At 54.5% G+C, this 15,667-nt stretch carries 12 protein-coding genes; 4 read left to right on the top strand and 8 right to left on the bottom strand.

Annotated elements, in window-relative coordinates:
- Positions 1–76: 76 nt before the first annotated feature.
- Together P5706_RS16105 and P5706_RS16100 are read left to right on the top strand one after the other, a co-directional pair.
- Entirely contained in the window at positions 77–1,015 is a 939-nt protein-coding gene (locus P5706_RS16105) for a LysR family transcriptional regulator (RefSeq protein WP_285680076.1), read from the top strand.
- Positions 1,012–2,403: a 3'-5' exonuclease gene (locus P5706_RS16100; RefSeq protein ID WP_285680074.1), complete on the top strand. Its 1,392-nt coding sequence runs from the start codon at positions 1,012–1,014 to the stop codon at positions 2,401–2,403. Before P5706_RS16105 ends, P5706_RS16100 begins: the two co-directional genes overlap by 4 nt.
- 157 nt (positions 2,404–2,560) lie before the next feature.
- Here P5706_RS16100 and P5706_RS16095 read toward each other — a convergent pair whose 3' ends face one another.
- Positions 2,561–3,055 (bottom strand): hypothetical protein, encoded by a 495-nt coding sequence (locus P5706_RS16095; RefSeq protein WP_285680072.1) that lies wholly within the window; start codon positions 3,053–3,055, stop codon positions 2,561–2,563.
- 91 nt (positions 3,056–3,146) lie between these two features.
- On the bottom strand, positions 3,147–4,130 hold the full coding sequence (locus P5706_RS16090; RefSeq protein ID WP_285680070.1) for a hypothetical protein: 984 nt from the start codon (positions 4,128–4,130) through the stop codon (positions 3,147–3,149).
- An 85-nt stretch (positions 4,131–4,215) separates the two neighbouring features.
- Between P5706_RS16090 and P5706_RS16085 the strand changes: the two genes are divergently transcribed.
- Positions 4,216–4,428, top strand: coding sequence for a 2-hydroxycarboxylate transporter family protein (locus P5706_RS16085; protein ID WP_285680068.1), 213 nt, complete (start codon positions 4,216–4,218; stop codon positions 4,426–4,428).
- A gap of 226 nt (positions 4,429–4,654) precedes the next feature.
- Here P5706_RS16085 and P5706_RS16080 read toward each other — a convergent pair whose 3' ends face one another.
- Positions 4,655–5,110, bottom strand: a complete 456-nt coding sequence (locus tag P5706_RS16080) for a helix-turn-helix domain-containing protein (RefSeq protein WP_285680066.1) — start codon at positions 5,108–5,110, stop codon at positions 4,655–4,657.
- A 221-nt stretch (positions 5,111–5,331) separates the two neighbouring features.
- Between P5706_RS16080 and P5706_RS16075 the strand changes: the two genes are divergently transcribed.
- A complete protein-coding gene (locus tag P5706_RS16075; protein WP_285680064.1) occupies positions 5,332–6,063 on the top strand; it encodes a metallophosphoesterase in 732 nt (243 codons plus the stop codon).
- Between the two features lie 495 nt (positions 6,064–6,558).
- Here the strand turns inward: P5706_RS16075 and P5706_RS16065 are convergent, their stop codons facing one another.
- The 5 genes from P5706_RS16065 to P5706_RS16045 all read right to left on the bottom strand — a co-directional run bounded on the left by P5706_RS16065 (position 6,559) and on the right by P5706_RS16045 (position 15,520).
- Positions 6,559–7,755 (bottom strand): coiled-coil domain-containing protein, encoded by a 1,197-nt coding sequence (locus P5706_RS16065; RefSeq protein ID WP_285680062.1) that lies wholly within the window; start codon positions 7,753–7,755, stop codon positions 6,559–6,561.
- A 393-nt stretch (positions 7,756–8,148) separates the two neighbouring features.
- Positions 8,149–10,011, bottom strand: a complete 1,863-nt coding sequence (locus tag P5706_RS16060) for a chemotaxis protein (RefSeq protein WP_285680060.1) — start codon at positions 10,009–10,011, stop codon at positions 8,149–8,151.
- Complete coding sequence (locus P5706_RS16055; protein ID WP_285680058.1) at positions 10,008–11,768, bottom strand: hypothetical protein; 1,761 nt, start codon at positions 11,766–11,768, stop codon at positions 10,008–10,010. The genes P5706_RS16060 and P5706_RS16055 overlap by 4 nt, the downstream gene beginning before the upstream one ends.
- Before the next feature lie 391 nt (positions 11,769–12,159).
- A complete protein-coding gene (locus P5706_RS16050) occupies positions 12,160–14,541 on the bottom strand; it encodes a type I restriction enzyme HsdR N-terminal domain-containing protein (protein WP_285680056.1) in 2,382 nt (793 codons plus the stop codon).
- Between the two features lie 82 nt (positions 14,542–14,623).
- Positions 14,624–15,520: a hypothetical protein gene (locus tag P5706_RS16045; RefSeq protein ID WP_285680054.1), complete on the bottom strand. Its 897-nt coding sequence runs from the start codon at positions 15,518–15,520 to the stop codon at positions 14,624–14,626.
- Positions 15,521–15,667: the final 147 nt, after the last annotated feature.

The following is a 15,667-nucleotide window of genomic DNA, read 5'->3' as shown; positions in this document are numbered from 1 at the left end:
GGCGCTCAATCCATGCGCTACAAATCGAATCTCGCTTACAACTGATAACCTTAAGGTATCGATAACAAGGATAAAAATGAGTAGTCCGTTGATCTCCCGCAGCCTGTTCAACCGCCTGCGCTACAAGCATCTGCACATGCTGGTGGCCTTGAGTTCCAGCCAGAACCTGCACCGTGCGTCCCAAAGCCTGAACATGTCGCAGCCGGCGGCGACGCGCATGTTGCGCGAGATCGAGGACATGTTTGCCTGTGACCTGTTCGAGCGCCTGCCCCGGGGCATGCGCCCGACGGCGCTGGGCAAGGAGTTGATCCGCTTTGCCGAGTCGGCACTGAGTGGCCTCGACCGCTGTGCCGAGGACCTGATGGCGCGTCAACAGGGCGGTTATGGCTACTTATCGATTGGCACCATCATGGGCGCGGCCCCGGACTTGGTGATGGACTCCATCGCCCAGATCAAGACACTCAATCCCCAATTGCGTATTCGCATCATGGGCGACACCAGCGATCAGGTGATCCAGCTACTGGAGCAAGGCCGCATCGACCTGGCGATCGCCCGGCGCAATGCCGCCACCGACAGTGAGCATTACACCTTTGAGCCTCTGGGCAACGAACGCATGCTGGTGGTGGTGCACGCCGGCCACCCTCTGGCCCAGCGCGAGCATCTGCCGCTGGCGGAACTTGTCAGTGACTGGCCGTGGATCTTGCAGCCGCAAACCAGCCCGGCGCGCATTGGTTTTGATGAAGCACTGCAACACTTGGCCTTGCCGCGGCCGGCGGACATTATCGAGTGCAGCTCGGTGTATTCCATGCAGCAACTGATTCAACTCACCGACGCTATCATGGTGCTGTCGGAAAGCGCCCTGCGGGATTACCTGAAAATGGGCCTGGTCGTTGCATTGCCGGTGGCGCTGGAAGTGCAACTGGAACCATTCGGGATGCTGTTGCGCAAGGGGCACCATATCAGTCGCGAGTTGAGGCTGTTCATTGACTTGCTCCGCAAAAAAGCAGCCGTTTGATCTTAATCCAAACACCGATAACGCTGGTGACGGCAGTGTTACCTAAAACCAATACTGAGTCGAAACACAGCGTAAATGAGTGTGCGGTTTCATTAGACCATTACAACCTGAAAAGCTACCAGCAGGCAGCACAAACGATCGATGCTCTCAGTGGTCGCGCGATCGCATGTCCAGCCTTTTGGTACAAGGTTCGAGGAGAAATCAGCTCTTCCTACATCATGGAAACATTCTATTCCACGGCTTCATTCATCGAGAACCTTGGCCTGGATGCGGTTAAAGCGATCAAAAAAATGCGCTTTTATCCCGATGATCCAGATGCCGCTTTTTTCCATGCCTTGGGAATTTACTGGGACGCATTCAATGAACGACTGCTGGGCATGAGCCCGCCGGTCATGACGTTCAACAGTATGTTCGCGATGTTTAGCGAACGAGGCTACAAGAATTTCTGGGCAGTGCCAGACAGCGTTCTGCGCCCGATGTCGACCCTACTCATCGATGAGTTCCAGGACGTCGGGGCGAACACCATCTCCTGGGTCAGAGCCACGTTTAGAGAAATTGAGCGGCGTGGTTTGAACGTGAAGACTTTCGGTGCCCCGGCGCATGCATCACTGATGGCCGTCGGTGACGACTGGCAAAGCATCTACGGGTGGCGTGGTAGCTCTCCGCGATTCCTGATGGAGTTCGACAAGGAATTCGAATCTCCGGCCCACACCGAAGTGTTCATACAAGAAAACCATCGCTCGCACCAGATGGTTGTGGACGCTGCCGAGTCGATCGCGAAGAAAACGCCAGGCTTCGAGAACAAACATGGTGTTGCGGTCAACAACGCTGTGATCGACAACCAAGTGCCCGTGGCGGTAGGTGAGTTCGACGAAAAGCACCTAGTTGACATGGTTGAGCATCATTACGAGGCCGGCCATACGATCCTGGTGCTTTACCGCAAGCGAGCCACGAAAGAGGAAGCAGAGGATGCCCTCGAAGAGGTGCTTCAGCGAGCGCATGACGAAAAGCAGAAGGAAAGAATCAAGCTGTTGACCTATCACTCGTCGAAGGGCCTTCAAGCGGATGCTGTTTTCCTGCTTGGCGATTGCGAGGTCACGAGTTCGTCACCCTCGAAGAATGACTTCTACGCCCAGGCGGGTATGGGCAGCCCTGGCAATCCATGCGGTTACGATACGGCTCAGCAGCACGAGGCGCTGCGGACGGCCTATGTGGCGATCACTCGAGCGGTAACCTTCTGCTACTGGTACATCACGTGGGACGAAAAGGTGCCAGCGTATGAGAAGGCGAGTCGTCATATCGTAGCGGATGACCCGTTCTGGGAGGTTGTAGGCCACCGGGCTGTATCGCGCTCAGATGGAATCAAGCGCAAGGCAGTGAAGGCGTGATGGCCAGGATGCCCCGGGCTTAGGGGCATGAGTCAGGGGCTGGCGAGGGGGGGCGGCTTTAAACCGCTCTCTTTTGGGCGTCAGGCTGATACTGGGGATGAGTCGCAGGGCATGGACTCCAACCCCATCAAGCCGTTCCCCCCACTGGTGCTATTGGCTATCGCAGACAAAACGGTGGCCAGCCAATGTTGACGCGCCACCAACTCTCCACGGCGTAGCGAAACTCATAACTGTCAATTACAGCAAAGCTAACTCGCCACTGATACTGCGAAAAAGGGTGTTGATTAATGATGCATCCCAATTTCACGGTTTCAGAATTTCCCACGTTGAATAAGTGCTGCTTGAGTCTGTCACAAAGATCAGCCTTGGTGCCAGAGTATGCAACATAAAAGTCCGAGTTCTGTTGCTTCAGTATGCTTGTGCCGTAAGGGGCTTTTTTACGTGTTTTCTTGTTTTTCTTAAGAACGATTGAGAGGGCTTCCTGCATTTCATCGACTGGCATCGTCGTTTCGATCCAGTAGACGCCTGGCGATTTTGGCACATTCGCATCGATGCAGTTAGGAGAATGGACGTCGATGACCGTTCTCTGCGCATTGATGGAGTGGCCGTACTCGTGCAAGAGCTTCTTTAGGTTGTCCAGTGTTGAGTTCATGGCTTTATTTTCTGATGTCGAAGCTAGCGAGAGGGTGTAACCTAGTGGCTTGAAGGCGTGTTTTCTACTTTGCGATTTGGTTGCGCGATAGTCATCGCGCCTTGTCACTTATCTTGGCCAGCAATAGTTGTAACGTGAGCAGTAGACGAAGCTGGAAATTTGTCACGAGGGTTGGAAGGCGCAAATTTATCTTATCTTCGCTTCCGTAAAATAGATTTCGGTTATTGAAGGCGTCAAATCTACCTTCAGCATTCCGATCAGGGAACAGAATGTATTTTTCCACGCAAGAGCCACTTGCAATTACGCGATAGACTTTAGGCATATCATCCAGCAAGCCGTCATGAATGATGTGATTTCTCACAGCCTCCACTTCAGTGAGCTCAGCACACTGCTCAAACAGTGTGCCCGCCATGCCATTTAGCGAGACTCGTTTTCTGTCACCATACAGACAGCCCCTGGAGGAGAGCTTGGGGTACTTATCGAATTGGGTTTTGATATTTTCAATTTCAATGGCAAGCTTGGTCGAGTAGTCAAGAAGGCTATGTAGTCGTATATAGATAAACCCAAGCAAGGCAAAAATCTTGGTTACCACTGGCGATGTAACCCAGCGAGTGCCGTCAGGTTCATCTATTTCCGGAAAGAACAGCGTTTCTAGATTCAGTGCTTGATAGAACTCACCTTGAAGCTGCGTCACCTCCTTGGTGCACTCTTGAATGCTCGACACAAGCTTCCGGCAATCATTGACATAGAGACCTTGGTTGACAGGGAGGTACGTTGAAAGCTTTGGTAGAAGCTTGCTGAATACCTCCTTTGAAAGTGCGCACTCCGAATTCATTCCTGCGGTCGAGAACAAATCGGGTGCAACCCGGATGAAATCCCAGTAGGCGTCAATTGTGCCGAAAATCTTCTCCTCGAAGGCGTCATGAAGCTGGGCACATATATGATCAATTTCGAAGAAGTGATTACCTGTCTTAGGTAGCCACGTTCCTTGAGGATCACGCCAGAAGAAATTATCCGGAGCCTCGGCAAGGTCAGTGAATGCCACTCCATGTAAACCTAAATAGCTAGCGCTCAATTAATCCATCCTTGATATTCTATGGTTGTTCGAATGCCTGCTGGGCTTTGGCACCTGGGCGTCCCGATAGCATTCTAAGTTCTGCATGAGGAACCGTGAAACGAAGAATTGCCGGGGTTCAGATGTGGCCTTCGGTTACAGTAGGTTGGGGGGGACAGGGGATGTCGCTATCTTGTCTGCCTGCAACCGGAAGTCGCTGATGTCATTCGCGCAGATATCTACCAGCATCGGCGGTGCGGCGATCATGATCGGGGCAACCCTCCTTCAAGGCTTCTTCTATCAATCAGTCCGTCACTGATCCCGTTTTTCTAAGGCCCGGCCAATCTACCTGAGCGCGTGGAAGGTAGATTGGCCGGGCCTGCTTCGTCTCTCATAATTGGTCATCACTCATGAGAACCCAGTTGCCGTACATCTCTAGCGGAGGTAGGGCTAGCTCTCAGCAACCTAGTGATGGGTTTATGGAGCATCTAATCTTGCGTCCCTCACTCGTCCGCTCGGGTGATCGCTCAAAGTTTTGTCCCGGATCAGCCCATTTTCTTCAGATGGTTGATTACCGTATGCCTGGATATGCCCAGTCGCTTGGCAATCTCCGTCTGCCCCAGCCCTTGGTCTGCCAGCGCTTTGATTTGTGGCCGCAGTTCTTCTGACGCAGCAACCATCGGATGAGGCGCTTTGGAAGGTTGGGAAGGAATCTCGCTGGCCAATAATCCGGAGGCGGTGAGGTCTATTCTGAGCTGTTCCAGAACCTGCTGGGGAGACTCTCCTCGTTCTGAAGCGTATGTCAGCAAGAGGAGCGTAAGCGGGTCTACACCAAGGGCTTTCGCAAGATCATCACTCACATCGAGCGTGACCGATCGGGTGCCGGATTCGAGCCGGCTGACATACGATTGATCGGCAGCCTGACCCAGTTCCTGCTGCAGCGATGCTTGACGCATCCGAAGGAATTGCAGAGCAGCAGCGAAAGAGGTGCGCAGTGACATAAGCGTTCCCGAGTAAACGGAACGATATGCGGCATTTGCGTTGTATAAAACAAATGCCTATAGTCATTCGCGTTCAACACATGGCAAGCCCAGCGCCAGCGTTCGGCCCTGCCAGTCGTTCCCTTCAATATACGCCTAAATCGACATTTAGCCCTGACGCACAGCAATCCAGATTTCGACCTGGCAAGCCGTGGCCAGGCAGCAAGGCCCTGAGCATCCATATGCAAATACTTCTCTACTCCGACCTCCATCTCGAGTTCGCCCCCTTTCAACCACCAGAGGTGACGGCTGACCTAGTGGTACTGGCCGGTGATATTAGCCTCCAAAGTCGTGGGGTTTTGTGGGCAAATGAGACCTTCCAGATTCCAGTGATCTATTGCGCAGGGAACCACGAGCATTACAAAAGCAACATCGACCGAACGGTCGAGAAGATGAAAGCTGCAGCGGCCCCTCACGTGCATGTGATGGAAAACGAGTCATTGATTATCGGCAACGTGAGGTTCTTAGTCGGTACTGGCTGGACAGATTTTTCCTCTACGGGGGATATAGAAGCCGCAGCGGCGACGTGTGCCAGAGACATGAACGACTTCAAAATGATCCGGGCCGACGTCAATTATCGGCGACTGCGGCCGGCCGATGTGATCGCAAAAAACCAGGCCACGTTGGGCTTTCTCGGCCGCGAGTTGAGCCAACCGTTCGAAGGCGGAACAGTCGTCGTGACCCACCATTGCCCGATCCGAGAGGTCGCAGGAGATGAGTACGATGGTCACGTAAGTGCTGCGTATTACAACCAGTGGCATCGGCTGCTCGAGCAAGCGGACTGCTGGGCCTTTGGCCACACTCACCGCTCGGTCGACACGGTGCTGGGCGGGTGCCGTTTGCTGTCAAACCAGCGCGGATATCCCGGGGAAGAATGCGGGTTCGACTCGCACAAAGTCATTGAAATTGTTTGAGGCCTGGAGAGTAGCGTGAGTGCTTTTGAAAAGATCCCACTTCCGATGAGGATTGTGTGGGCGACCGATATCGATTGGGGTGTTACGGTCGATGCGTATTTGATGAATGCAGCCCGGGTAGGGAATCGATACGCCGCCCTGGTGTATCGAGATCTATCCGGCGTCAGCTGCGATGGCATGACTGTGGTGACGCCAGAGGTTCGAGCTGTCAGCGAGCGGGGAGGTTACACGTTGGTGCGTAGTTTATGCGGGGCGGATCATTACGTGGTTGTGTCTGAGCTAGCCGAAGGAAGCGTTGCCTGAGCCTGATCATGGTGTGTGCGCTGAAGATATCTATCCCTGGAAACACCGTAGAGGGTTCTGAAGGGGCGCCTTGCGTGGCCTGATGCCCTACGAGGTAGCCATTGCAAAATCATGATCAGCTTGAAAAACCAGATAGCACTGATGTGCTATTTGGACGCAGCTAAATTGCCTGGACTGGTGGTCGGTGTGAAATCACAACCCCGCTTCAGCCGCTTTGACATCACGATCATGGAAAAGCTGGGCAATTTCTTGTGGGGATGGAGGATTAGCGACTGTCAGTGGTTTCAGCGTGGTCTCTATGGGGGCACCCATGACGATATGGTTCACGTACATACGACGCTCATCACAAGGCTCGTCCCCTTTTGCCCATGCCTTTTGAAAAGCGGTCTGCATGATGTAGCCATAGACTACTTCGCATGACGCTCTGTAGCTCCGTTCCTGTTCTTTCCAGAAATCCTTCTTCTGCAGGCTGGCAACGTCCGAGGGTGTCCAACCCTCTTTGGTCGTCCGTTCAGTCCAGTAGTCGTTGATGCAGCTCCGGATGTTGTCTTCGCCGGCCCTTATGGCCGCTTCGAATGCCGACTGCCAGTCGGCATAGACGGGGGCAGGACATACCAGGTCTTGTTCATGTTTGGCTAGGCCGTCTTGGTAGTTGCGCGCCAACAGTGCATCCAATGCGCCCCCGGGAGCCCGGGCTTGTTTGGTAGCGTCAGTCTGCAGTTGGGATAGTGTGGTCTTCGCGAGGTCAACGGGCTGCAGATCCAAGGACTTTAGCTTTTGAGCTACAGCGCTTGCTTCTTCTTCTTTGAACATATTCAGGCTGTACGTGCTTTCCGTTCTGGTCATGATCTGAACGATGCTACCTGGCAATTTCAGATCGCCCAAAAGACTCTGTAGCTTCAGCGCATAATGCTGGTTTTGCAGCATGGATAGGGAAGACTCAGCCGTTTTGGCTTCGGCTACAGCCTTGCCGGCCCGGAGCTTTGTGTCACGAGCCGATTTCTCTGCGTCGACTAGCTTCTGGTTTAGCGTCGCGATCTGGCCTTCGATGGCAGAACGCTGATCAGCCAGTTCTTTGTTTCGCGCTTCGCCTGCAGCCAAGGATTCGGACTGCTTATCCATCTGTTGTTGAAGCTTCCGTTGCTCGATCTGAAGGCGTGCCAGATCCTCGGAGACGACCTCTTTTTGGAAGACGGGTCTGACGGTGAAAATGTAGCCAACAACGACGACGATCAGCATCAAAACCTGGGAAAGGTTGGCTGTAACCGCTGTATACGGCAGTGCTTTGTCCATCCGTGAGATGCCAGCAACCGGGGTGGGATGCTGCGGTGCTTTGCTGTTTAAGCGCTGTTTTCCCAGAAATCGTGCGTATCGGTTACGGGTTGCCACTGTTTTTCCTATGGGTGTACATATCTGAGGGCGGCGCTGTCGCGCGGCGGGCGAATGCTACGGAAAAATGCGACCTTTTGCCGATTTTTTAGCACGCCGAAAAACACGCTACCTCGCCATGCCGGGTGCTGACTGCCAACCCCTCTGCAGAAAGCGCCTCATGACCCTCGAAAGCCTTATCGACGCAGCGCAACTTGAAATCCCGTCAATGTTGTGATGTCTGACGCCATCGGTGCCTTGTGTGGGCTGCATTATGATGACTAGGCTGTCGTAGATACTCTCACCGAGGCTCATGCCTGCACCTGAGTTGGAAAATTTCTAAGGTATATACTACATCAGCTATAGCACCTGCTGAGCCGCATGATATCGCCCGACATTCCTGTACAGGGATGGCTAGTCGGCGGGCTCGCTGTCCCAGCTCGGCGAAGATATAAAGTGAATGTTTCCATCCCCGTCCGACCTCAGGTTCGCGCCGGCACGGCGCGAATACCAGAACGCCCAATGCGCGCGGACAGTATCGTCAGTTGGCTGCCAGGCATCCGCATCTAAATTCGGAGCAGCGGCTTCTTTGAGCACCGCTGGTAACCAGAGCTGCGGTGGAATCGGGAGTCGGCTATGGCGGCAAGCCATGACCAATAGCGGCCAATGCCCTAAGCGCACAGCAGAGAGGCGTGTATAGTCGCTCTCTGCAGAGCATTCTTTCTCCAGGATTTTTCTGGCTGCCTCGCCGTCACCCGTGATGGGTATGTCACAAAGCGCCAACCCATGCGGCGGTCTGCTGAGATACAAGAGAGCTTCAGTATCAGGCCCGGGCATCCACAGCTGCTGATTGCAATGCTTCATCTCGTTTCGTACGAATTGAGCAAATCGGCCGCTAAACGCTGTTTCGCCATCCAAAGTGGCCCAGAGCACCATGATCGGTATGAGAACGCTACCCTTGGTGTGCTGCGCCCGATACTCATCAGTCCTGGCATGGGGGTGCCAAATCAGCTCCTGGTAGCTGCCGTGGATGGTGGGGTACTGATGATGCCTAGTGAAATTGAAGTGGTAGTAGGTCAGAAGCTCATCGCTGTAATCCCGTGCATAGCTGCGCCACTCCCTCATCGTCGACAGAAACATCAAAGCGCAAGTGAGTTCGATAACTTGCTCGTCGGCTACAGGGGAGAGCAATGCGCGATTGTTCTTGATGAGCGCAGCGATGTGGAAAGCGAGCTTCGAGGCCTCTTCTGGCACCTCGGATGCGTCAAGAACTCGCAGTCCATTACCGTCCAAGTGATGCCACAGAGTCCAAAGCCCCCTCACGGCGATGCGACCTAGAATCTCAAACAGCTTCAGGTTGATGTCGATAGGGCTGTGGGAGTTGACGGAGCAGGCCAGTGCATCTCGTTTTGCTGCGAGCGGCAGGATTTTCTCCTCCATCAGCTCGGCCCAAATCTTTGTGTGCAGATCCAGCAGCTCGTTGAAGGTCAGGCCGATGTGGGTATGCCCGATCGAAGCAGCCTCTATATCATCTTTGACCAGCTCCCAGGCTCGCAGAATGACCAGTTCACTGGCTCTGTAGGGGGCCTCGAGATTGTCTTGCGTACGAGACCAGACGAACAGTACTGAGAGGCAGATGTACATTTGTCGCAGCGTGGCGAGTCGTTGTACGGGGTCTTGGTTGCCAGCCTCCACGAGCCCTTCAATGAGTGCGGTGAAATGCTGAACGGAGACATCAGGTTCGTCGAGCATCGCGATGGACTTTTGGAACCGCGACTGGAGGCTCTTGCTCACGTGCTGGTGTTGCAACAAGCCGTCGGCGAGCAAGCCCGCCATGTAATCACCGTTCCATTCTTGGAATGAGATCCTATCAGTGGTTTCTCTTTCGATCATGCCTGTGAGGGTGTCTCTCACCGCCTCCTTTACACTACCGCCGAAGCAAAGGCAGATCACGATCTTCAGTGGTTCGTACTGATGGGCAATTCGCTTAGTAATGTAACCATCAAGGATCTCGTTGATTGAGGTTCTTACCCCTTGGGGCACTGCATCCCACTCCGCTCGCGTCAGGTCGCCCTGCTTGATGGTGAACAAGTAGAGCTTCTGCTCGCCATCGTCCTCGGGACTTACGGCGGCAACGTCGACACCAAACTGGCGTGGCCCTGTTGACGGACGGGAGATCACGTTGAAGCCCATCTCACTCAAAAGATCAGGCAGAACGACATCCAATTCGTTGCGTTCGCGAAGCGAGGCGAGGTATTCGCGGAAGACCAGTTTCATCGCGTACGCTCCACATACAAGAAATTGAGGGTCTGGATCTCTAGGGTGGAGGGCTCCAGAACCGACTGCCGGGGAATCTGGAAGATGTGTTGAACAGTGGCGAGGGATTGCTCGATCCGACGCATTGGCCCCGTATCTCCGTCGGCCATGTCTTGCGGAGGTGGGAACGCCGGCACCCAGCTGGCCATTCCGGTGCCGTACAGTAAGACTTGCTCGCTGACCAGGTCAGCCATGATAGAGGACGCGCGAGCTTCCACCATGTCATTTTGCATCTGCTCATTGCGTCGATGGTGTTCCAACTGACGCTGACGCTCCGAAGGCTGCAACTCGCGGATGTGCGAATCCCCGAGGCCTTCGAGATACTTATGCAGCTCCTGTAGCGCACGCTGGACAGCCTGTGATACCAAATCGGTGGTGCTTTCCGCGATCTCGTCCAGATAGTCTGACTTCAGACCTGAATAGTTAATCAGCACTGGATCGAACAACAGCCTCTCCAGATCACCCAGGGTAGCGCCTGATGCGTTACGCATGAGACTAACAATCAGGGACGCAATGAAGAGGGGCTTTGAGAAAAAGGTGCCGAGCGCTTTGCGTGCTATGAACAGGTAATCGCTTTCGGGTATTTCCAGTGCCTGGCTGAAATCAAATGTGAACACTCGACCTTCACTGGCTGCAAACAGGCCGCGCCTAAGTGCCAGGGCTAGGCTCAGTGAATCAGAGTGCAGCCAGCGAACCACCCATCTGTCCAAGACACTAGCATCCCTGCTCTCAAGCTCATGCAGGACTGAAGTGAAGCCAGTAAATGGTACGGTGGAGTCACCGAGGATGAGCTTCTCAATCAACCCCTGAGCCTCCGAAACGTCGCCTCTGCGAATCATCCCAGCCAAGACGATATCCAGTAGCTTAACGACTTCATCCTCCGGCTGACCGGATGACACGAGCGCAAGGAGATCCTGACGGACTTGGGGGCTGTAAACGTTGGCGGTACCCATCAACGCAAGGCCTATCGCTTTTTTCGCCGCCAAAGTGATAGGGCAGGCGGCTTGCTCGATAAGCCTGTACGTCGATCGCTCGACTTCAACAGGAGCATCTTTTTGCCAGGCCAGTGCCAGGGCGAGGAGAGCATCTCGCACGGACGGTTCAGCCTCACGTTCGATCACAGTCAGGATGGTTTCGACTAGATCCACACAGGTGCTGCGTACCTCCGCAGACAAATTACAGAGTGCCCTGGCTGCCTGGGCGCGCTGAAGGGCGTTCCCCTGTTCGAGAAACTCCAAAGCCTGCGCCAGATAGAAATCTGGATCTGCCTGCAGTCCGGCACTGATACATGCCTGCACGCAATGGAATCGTTGAGAAAGTGGGGCGTCCGACTTGATCAGCTGCAACAGGTCAAGGAGGCGCTCTGGTGAAGCTTGGCACCATTTCATTATCTCGCCGTACGATGAGTGGCTGAGCATAGGGTCATCGTGAGGAACTACCCCTGCCATCAGTTCAAGCAACTCATCGCAGTTGGTCGAGATGGAGCCCAGCGCCGGCAGGAATACCTCGATACCCAGATAAATCTCGTTGTGGGAAAAACGGGACGGTTCCGGCAGGGGGAGCAGGGAGTGCAGATCGATATCCTTCGCTTGATGTGCGTCGATCAAGGCCTGGGAAAACGGCGCGCTGTCGTGCCGCCAGCTGTCCTTGAAAATCAGATCAAGCAGTCTGCCTGCTTTAGCGGCTACAACGATCTCATCACGTGACGGGGTAGTCATCTCAGTTCCCTCGAAGCAATCCATTGCTCAGGCGCCGCCGAGCTTGGTAGTAAGCCCGATGTTACGACCTCTGAAGATAAGAGGCGAGTGGCCAGCACAAGCACTCCCAATTGCTGGCTGTCAGATGACTTACTTTTCGCTTGCTCTACGCTCCGCCAAGGCCTGACCACCAGTTGCCCACTGACTCTAGGGATCTCTTGGATGATCACTCTGACGGAGTCGATAAACCTCCAGCGAGGTTGCAATGGCTTGGCTGACGCCCATCAGCAAATCGTGCTTTTTCTCATTTTCAGGAACCCGGCAGCCCCAAAAACAGCTGAGTGTCAAAGCACAGCATCACCAATGGGGTGCGGCAGTGGACTTGGCCGCCCCCGCCGAAAGTTTCTACTGGTTAAACGGTGGGCGTTTCAGTTTTGACGTCATTGGATGTTCTGAGGTCTTTCCAGTATTTGTCCAATCGTTTCATGGCAGCTCGAGCTGCTGCGCTGGCCTTGGGATCGGTATCATTCTTCAGGAGACTGTAGAGAATCACCAGGCGCCAGGCTAGGTGACGCTTATCTTCTTGCAGCGCATGCGCCACCAACTGCTGGAGCTCATCAGGTCGGCTTGATGCCCAAAGATACATGGCTTGCATGAGCGGTTCGACTATGCCGCTATTCACACATAGTACGGAACCAACGCCCGGAATGTCGTGGGTGTGAAGGCCAAGCATGGCTCTGAGATCGCGAGGCGTTGGTCTGAAAATGAGATCCTCAGAATTGCCTAAGGTGGCAAGAATCGACAAGTTCAACGAAGTACCACCGTCGCCTCTATCCATGGGCGTCATCGCCAAATGGCTCAGTATCAGCCAAGGCTGCATATCTCCAGGCAGCCGCTCGTTCACTCCTTCGCCGAACTCAATGCAAACGCCTTTGACGTCTTTAGTAAGTATCTCCACCTTCGAGCCCTCGGTGAGGAAGGTCGGCACGGGCTCGGCGGCTATAAGAGCGCTGATGATTAGGTATAGGTGATTACCATCAGTGACTTGAGAGATAGCCGCTGCAACGCCGAGATCTCCGTCGGGCACGAATTGTGATTGCTGGAAAATGCGCTGGAGGGTGGCATTTAGGCTGTCTGCATCAGGTTGTCTATTTAGGTCTGCCGCCCACTGGGCAGAGATGTAGTGAGCCAGCTGCTCTGGGAACCGAATGACCAATCTTGGCCCGAGCGTCCGAGTGTCTATCCAGTGAATCACGCCATTTGTGCGCAAGCGCTCGATTCGCTGTTCGCCGAGTGACTGCTCTAGGATATCGGGATCGATCGATGGAGCTCCGTAGGTCTCGACGATACGCTTATGGTCGCGACCGTGTTCGGTTACATCGACCAGATAGGCGACTGCAAGCTTGGTGAGATCATGCTTCAGTTGAGGGTCTGCTCCGATGAGGTTACTCGCCCCCTCCAGCATCCGGAAATTGGGTATCGGGGGGATTACCAGGCGGGCTTCGTATACTGAACCATCAGTTGCTGATTTACGCTTTGGAGTGTGGCGGGGTAAAAGGGACGCGATAAGACGCAGCTGACGCGGGCGACGCAGATCAGGAATCAATTTCGCGCCAGTCAAGAAATGAGCGTGTTTGAGTTCTACAAAGAGCTTGCGAGCAACGGCGAACTCTTCGTCGGACAATTCCTGAAGCTCAACGGGTCTTACGAGACGACCAAGCATTGTTTCTTCGATGCGGCCCGCCACGGTGCGGTGTGAGTCAAATTTACCACTATCAGTCCCGATTACGAGTTGGAGGCGTTGCAGCTCTGCAAGGTGGAGCAGCTCTTCGAGCTCCCCGGCCGGGATGCCGTCCACCAACAGGATCAAACCACTCAATGACTGACCAGTGATCAGCCATTGTCTGACGTCATCCCGGGAAACCCCAATGGAGAGTTCTCGGGTCAGTCGGGATGAAAGGAATTGGAGAATGTCACCCGAGCCTCTACGGTCGATGTACAGGACAGGAGTGTCTTCCAGTTTCTCCACCAGTTGGATCAATGTGCCAGTGATGCCGGATAGTGGAGTGCCATGCAGGACGACTACTTCCGCTCCATCCTCGACTTCCTTGAAAATCTGACCTACTGCCTCGCGGGGGATCTGAAAGTCCTTGGCGATGGCCCGATGCAGATCAGATAAGTCGCCAGTTCGGCTACTGATCTCCTCGGCATTCCATTTCTTGAGAATGGCTGCCCAGACTTTCGGGTCTCGCCCCAGCAAACTGCGAATAGCGCCCTCGGTCGAGCTGCTAGCCAACTTCGATGCCGCCGACAGAATCCCCGCCAAACCTGCAGCATCAGCTTTGTCGTTTGAGACGAGTGTTCCATCGTAGGTCAGCACAAGCCGGGTCGACGCTTGATCGCCGTTCGTGACCAGTACAAGTGGAACCATGGGCTGGTGGATCCGGGCATAGGAAAGCCCTTGGTCGACGTCTTCATCAGTGATAGCCACAGTCGGGGCTTTCAGCTCAGCGAGCAACAGCGGTTTATCATCGAGGAACACGACAACGTCCGACCGCCCCTTGAAGAGATCTTTAGTTTTCCCGCTCCCATCGACAGCAATCTGATGGTGACCGAGCTGCAATTTCAAATAGCGCTCGGCACGGATGTTAGCCGGCAGCAGGGGGAGGGCTTCACGCAAGCGCGCGATGATCGCAGCCTGGAAGTCAGCTTCGTTTATCGATGGGCTCGCCGCCGAATGGCTGGCAGGTTGCGCCTTCGTCTTAGGAACGCGTTTGTTTTTCGAGGCGGCCATATCGTCCTTGGAATGAGATCTGAAGGGGCGCATAGCGTACCCCATACTGTCTAAGTGGTGATCAGCTGAAGAACTACAGCTCTTAGTCGACCTCACCTAATTTTGGAGCGAAGCGCATCAGCGCAACCAGCGCCAAGGCAGCCAACCCGAACAGCAGGTAAGTTGCCGCCGGCAGGCCTACGAGATTCCCTAATGCCCCTCCTAGCAGAACGCCGGTCATTGAGGAGAGGTACGTCACTGCGGCGTACTTTGAGGGCAAAGCAGCTTGTTCGGCTGGCGTCAGATGCCTGACACACGCCAGCAGGCACAGTCGATAGGCCATCCCAAACCCTAACCCCAGCAACGCAAAACCGAACAGGGCCAGCGCATCGCTTCGCACGGCGGCTCCAATCAATATGCAGGCAATACCCACGCTCACATAGCCAGGCCCGCGCATGCCCGGGGCGATTTTCTTAGCCATGGAGATCCAAGCTGCGCCAGTGCGCAGGCCGGCAGCATCACCAGAATGCAGTGGGATTGCACGTTCGCCATGTCGAGCATGTTGAAGAAGGTGGGCATGAACACTACGGTGGATGCTGCACTGATCCATGCCAGGGAGCCTATGGTCAGTGGGTGGGCGCCAGTCAATACGGGTGTCATTCTGGGCCTTCGACTGCCGGGGTTGATGCAGCTGCACGGCATTTGCTTTGCGGCGTCGGAATAACACAATGGTCAACGGTATGCTGGTCACGAGACAGGCACAGGCATGCAAGTTGAAGGTACTAGCGTTCGCGTGGGCTCCTCCCGCATTGACTAACTGTTGCGCCACAATGGTGCAAACGATCGCACCAACCGTGTTGCCCGTTGCCGGGACTGAGCGTCCACGGTTGCCCAGCACAGTAACCACCAATGCGGACGCGGTTCCTGTCCCTAAGCTCACAGCATCGGTACTCATTACGATAGGCCTCCTCCGCTGCATTGCGCTGTTGATGATCAGCATCGCTCTGGCACCTCTGTGTAATCGCAGAACACATCCTGGTCTGACAGGTGGATCCCGATAGCCTGTAAATCCGTCGTGAAATTGATGGCTATTTGCCTCCAAAGATCCGAGCATTAGCTCGCTATGCGTGGTGGACGCAGAGGAGAA

The organism is Pseudomonas sp. ChxA, from assembly GCF_030263855.1.
GTDB lineage: Bacteria > Pseudomonadota > Gammaproteobacteria > Pseudomonadales > Pseudomonadaceae > Aquipseudomonas > Aquipseudomonas fluorescens_CB.
This window is presented reverse-complemented; position numbering and strand designations above follow the sequence as displayed.

Coding starts and splice junctions, on each gene's coding strand:
- P5706_RS16055 (WP_285680058.1), bottom strand. CDS start 11,768: ATGACTACCCCGTCACGTGATGAGATCGTTGTAGCCGCTAAAGCAGGC.
- P5706_RS16085 (WP_285680068.1), top strand. CDS start 4,216: ATGAGGAACCGTGAAACGAAGAATTGCCGGGGTTCAGATGTGGCCTTC.
- P5706_RS16075 (WP_285680064.1), top strand. CDS start 5,332: ATGCAAATACTTCTCTACTCCGACCTCCATCTCGAGTTCGCCCCCTTT.
- P5706_RS16080 (WP_285680066.1), bottom strand. CDS start 5,110: ATGTCACTGCGCACCTCTTTCGCTGCTGCTCTGCAATTCCTTCGGATG.
- P5706_RS16105 (WP_285680076.1), top strand. CDS start 77: ATGAGTAGTCCGTTGATCTCCCGCAGCCTGTTCAACCGCCTGCGCTAC.
- P5706_RS16050 (WP_285680056.1), bottom strand. CDS start 14,541: ATGGCCGCCTCGAAAAACAAACGCGTTCCTAAGACGAAGGCGCAACCT.
- P5706_RS16045 (WP_285680054.1), bottom strand. CDS start 15,520: ATGCTGATCATCAACAGCGCAATGCAGCGGAGGAGGCCTATCGTAATG.
- P5706_RS16060 (WP_285680060.1), bottom strand. CDS start 10,011: ATGAAACTGGTCTTCCGCGAATACCTCGCCTCGCTTCGCGAACGCAAC.
- P5706_RS16095 (WP_285680072.1), bottom strand. CDS start 3,055: ATGAACTCAACACTGGACAACCTAAAGAAGCTCTTGCACGAGTACGGC.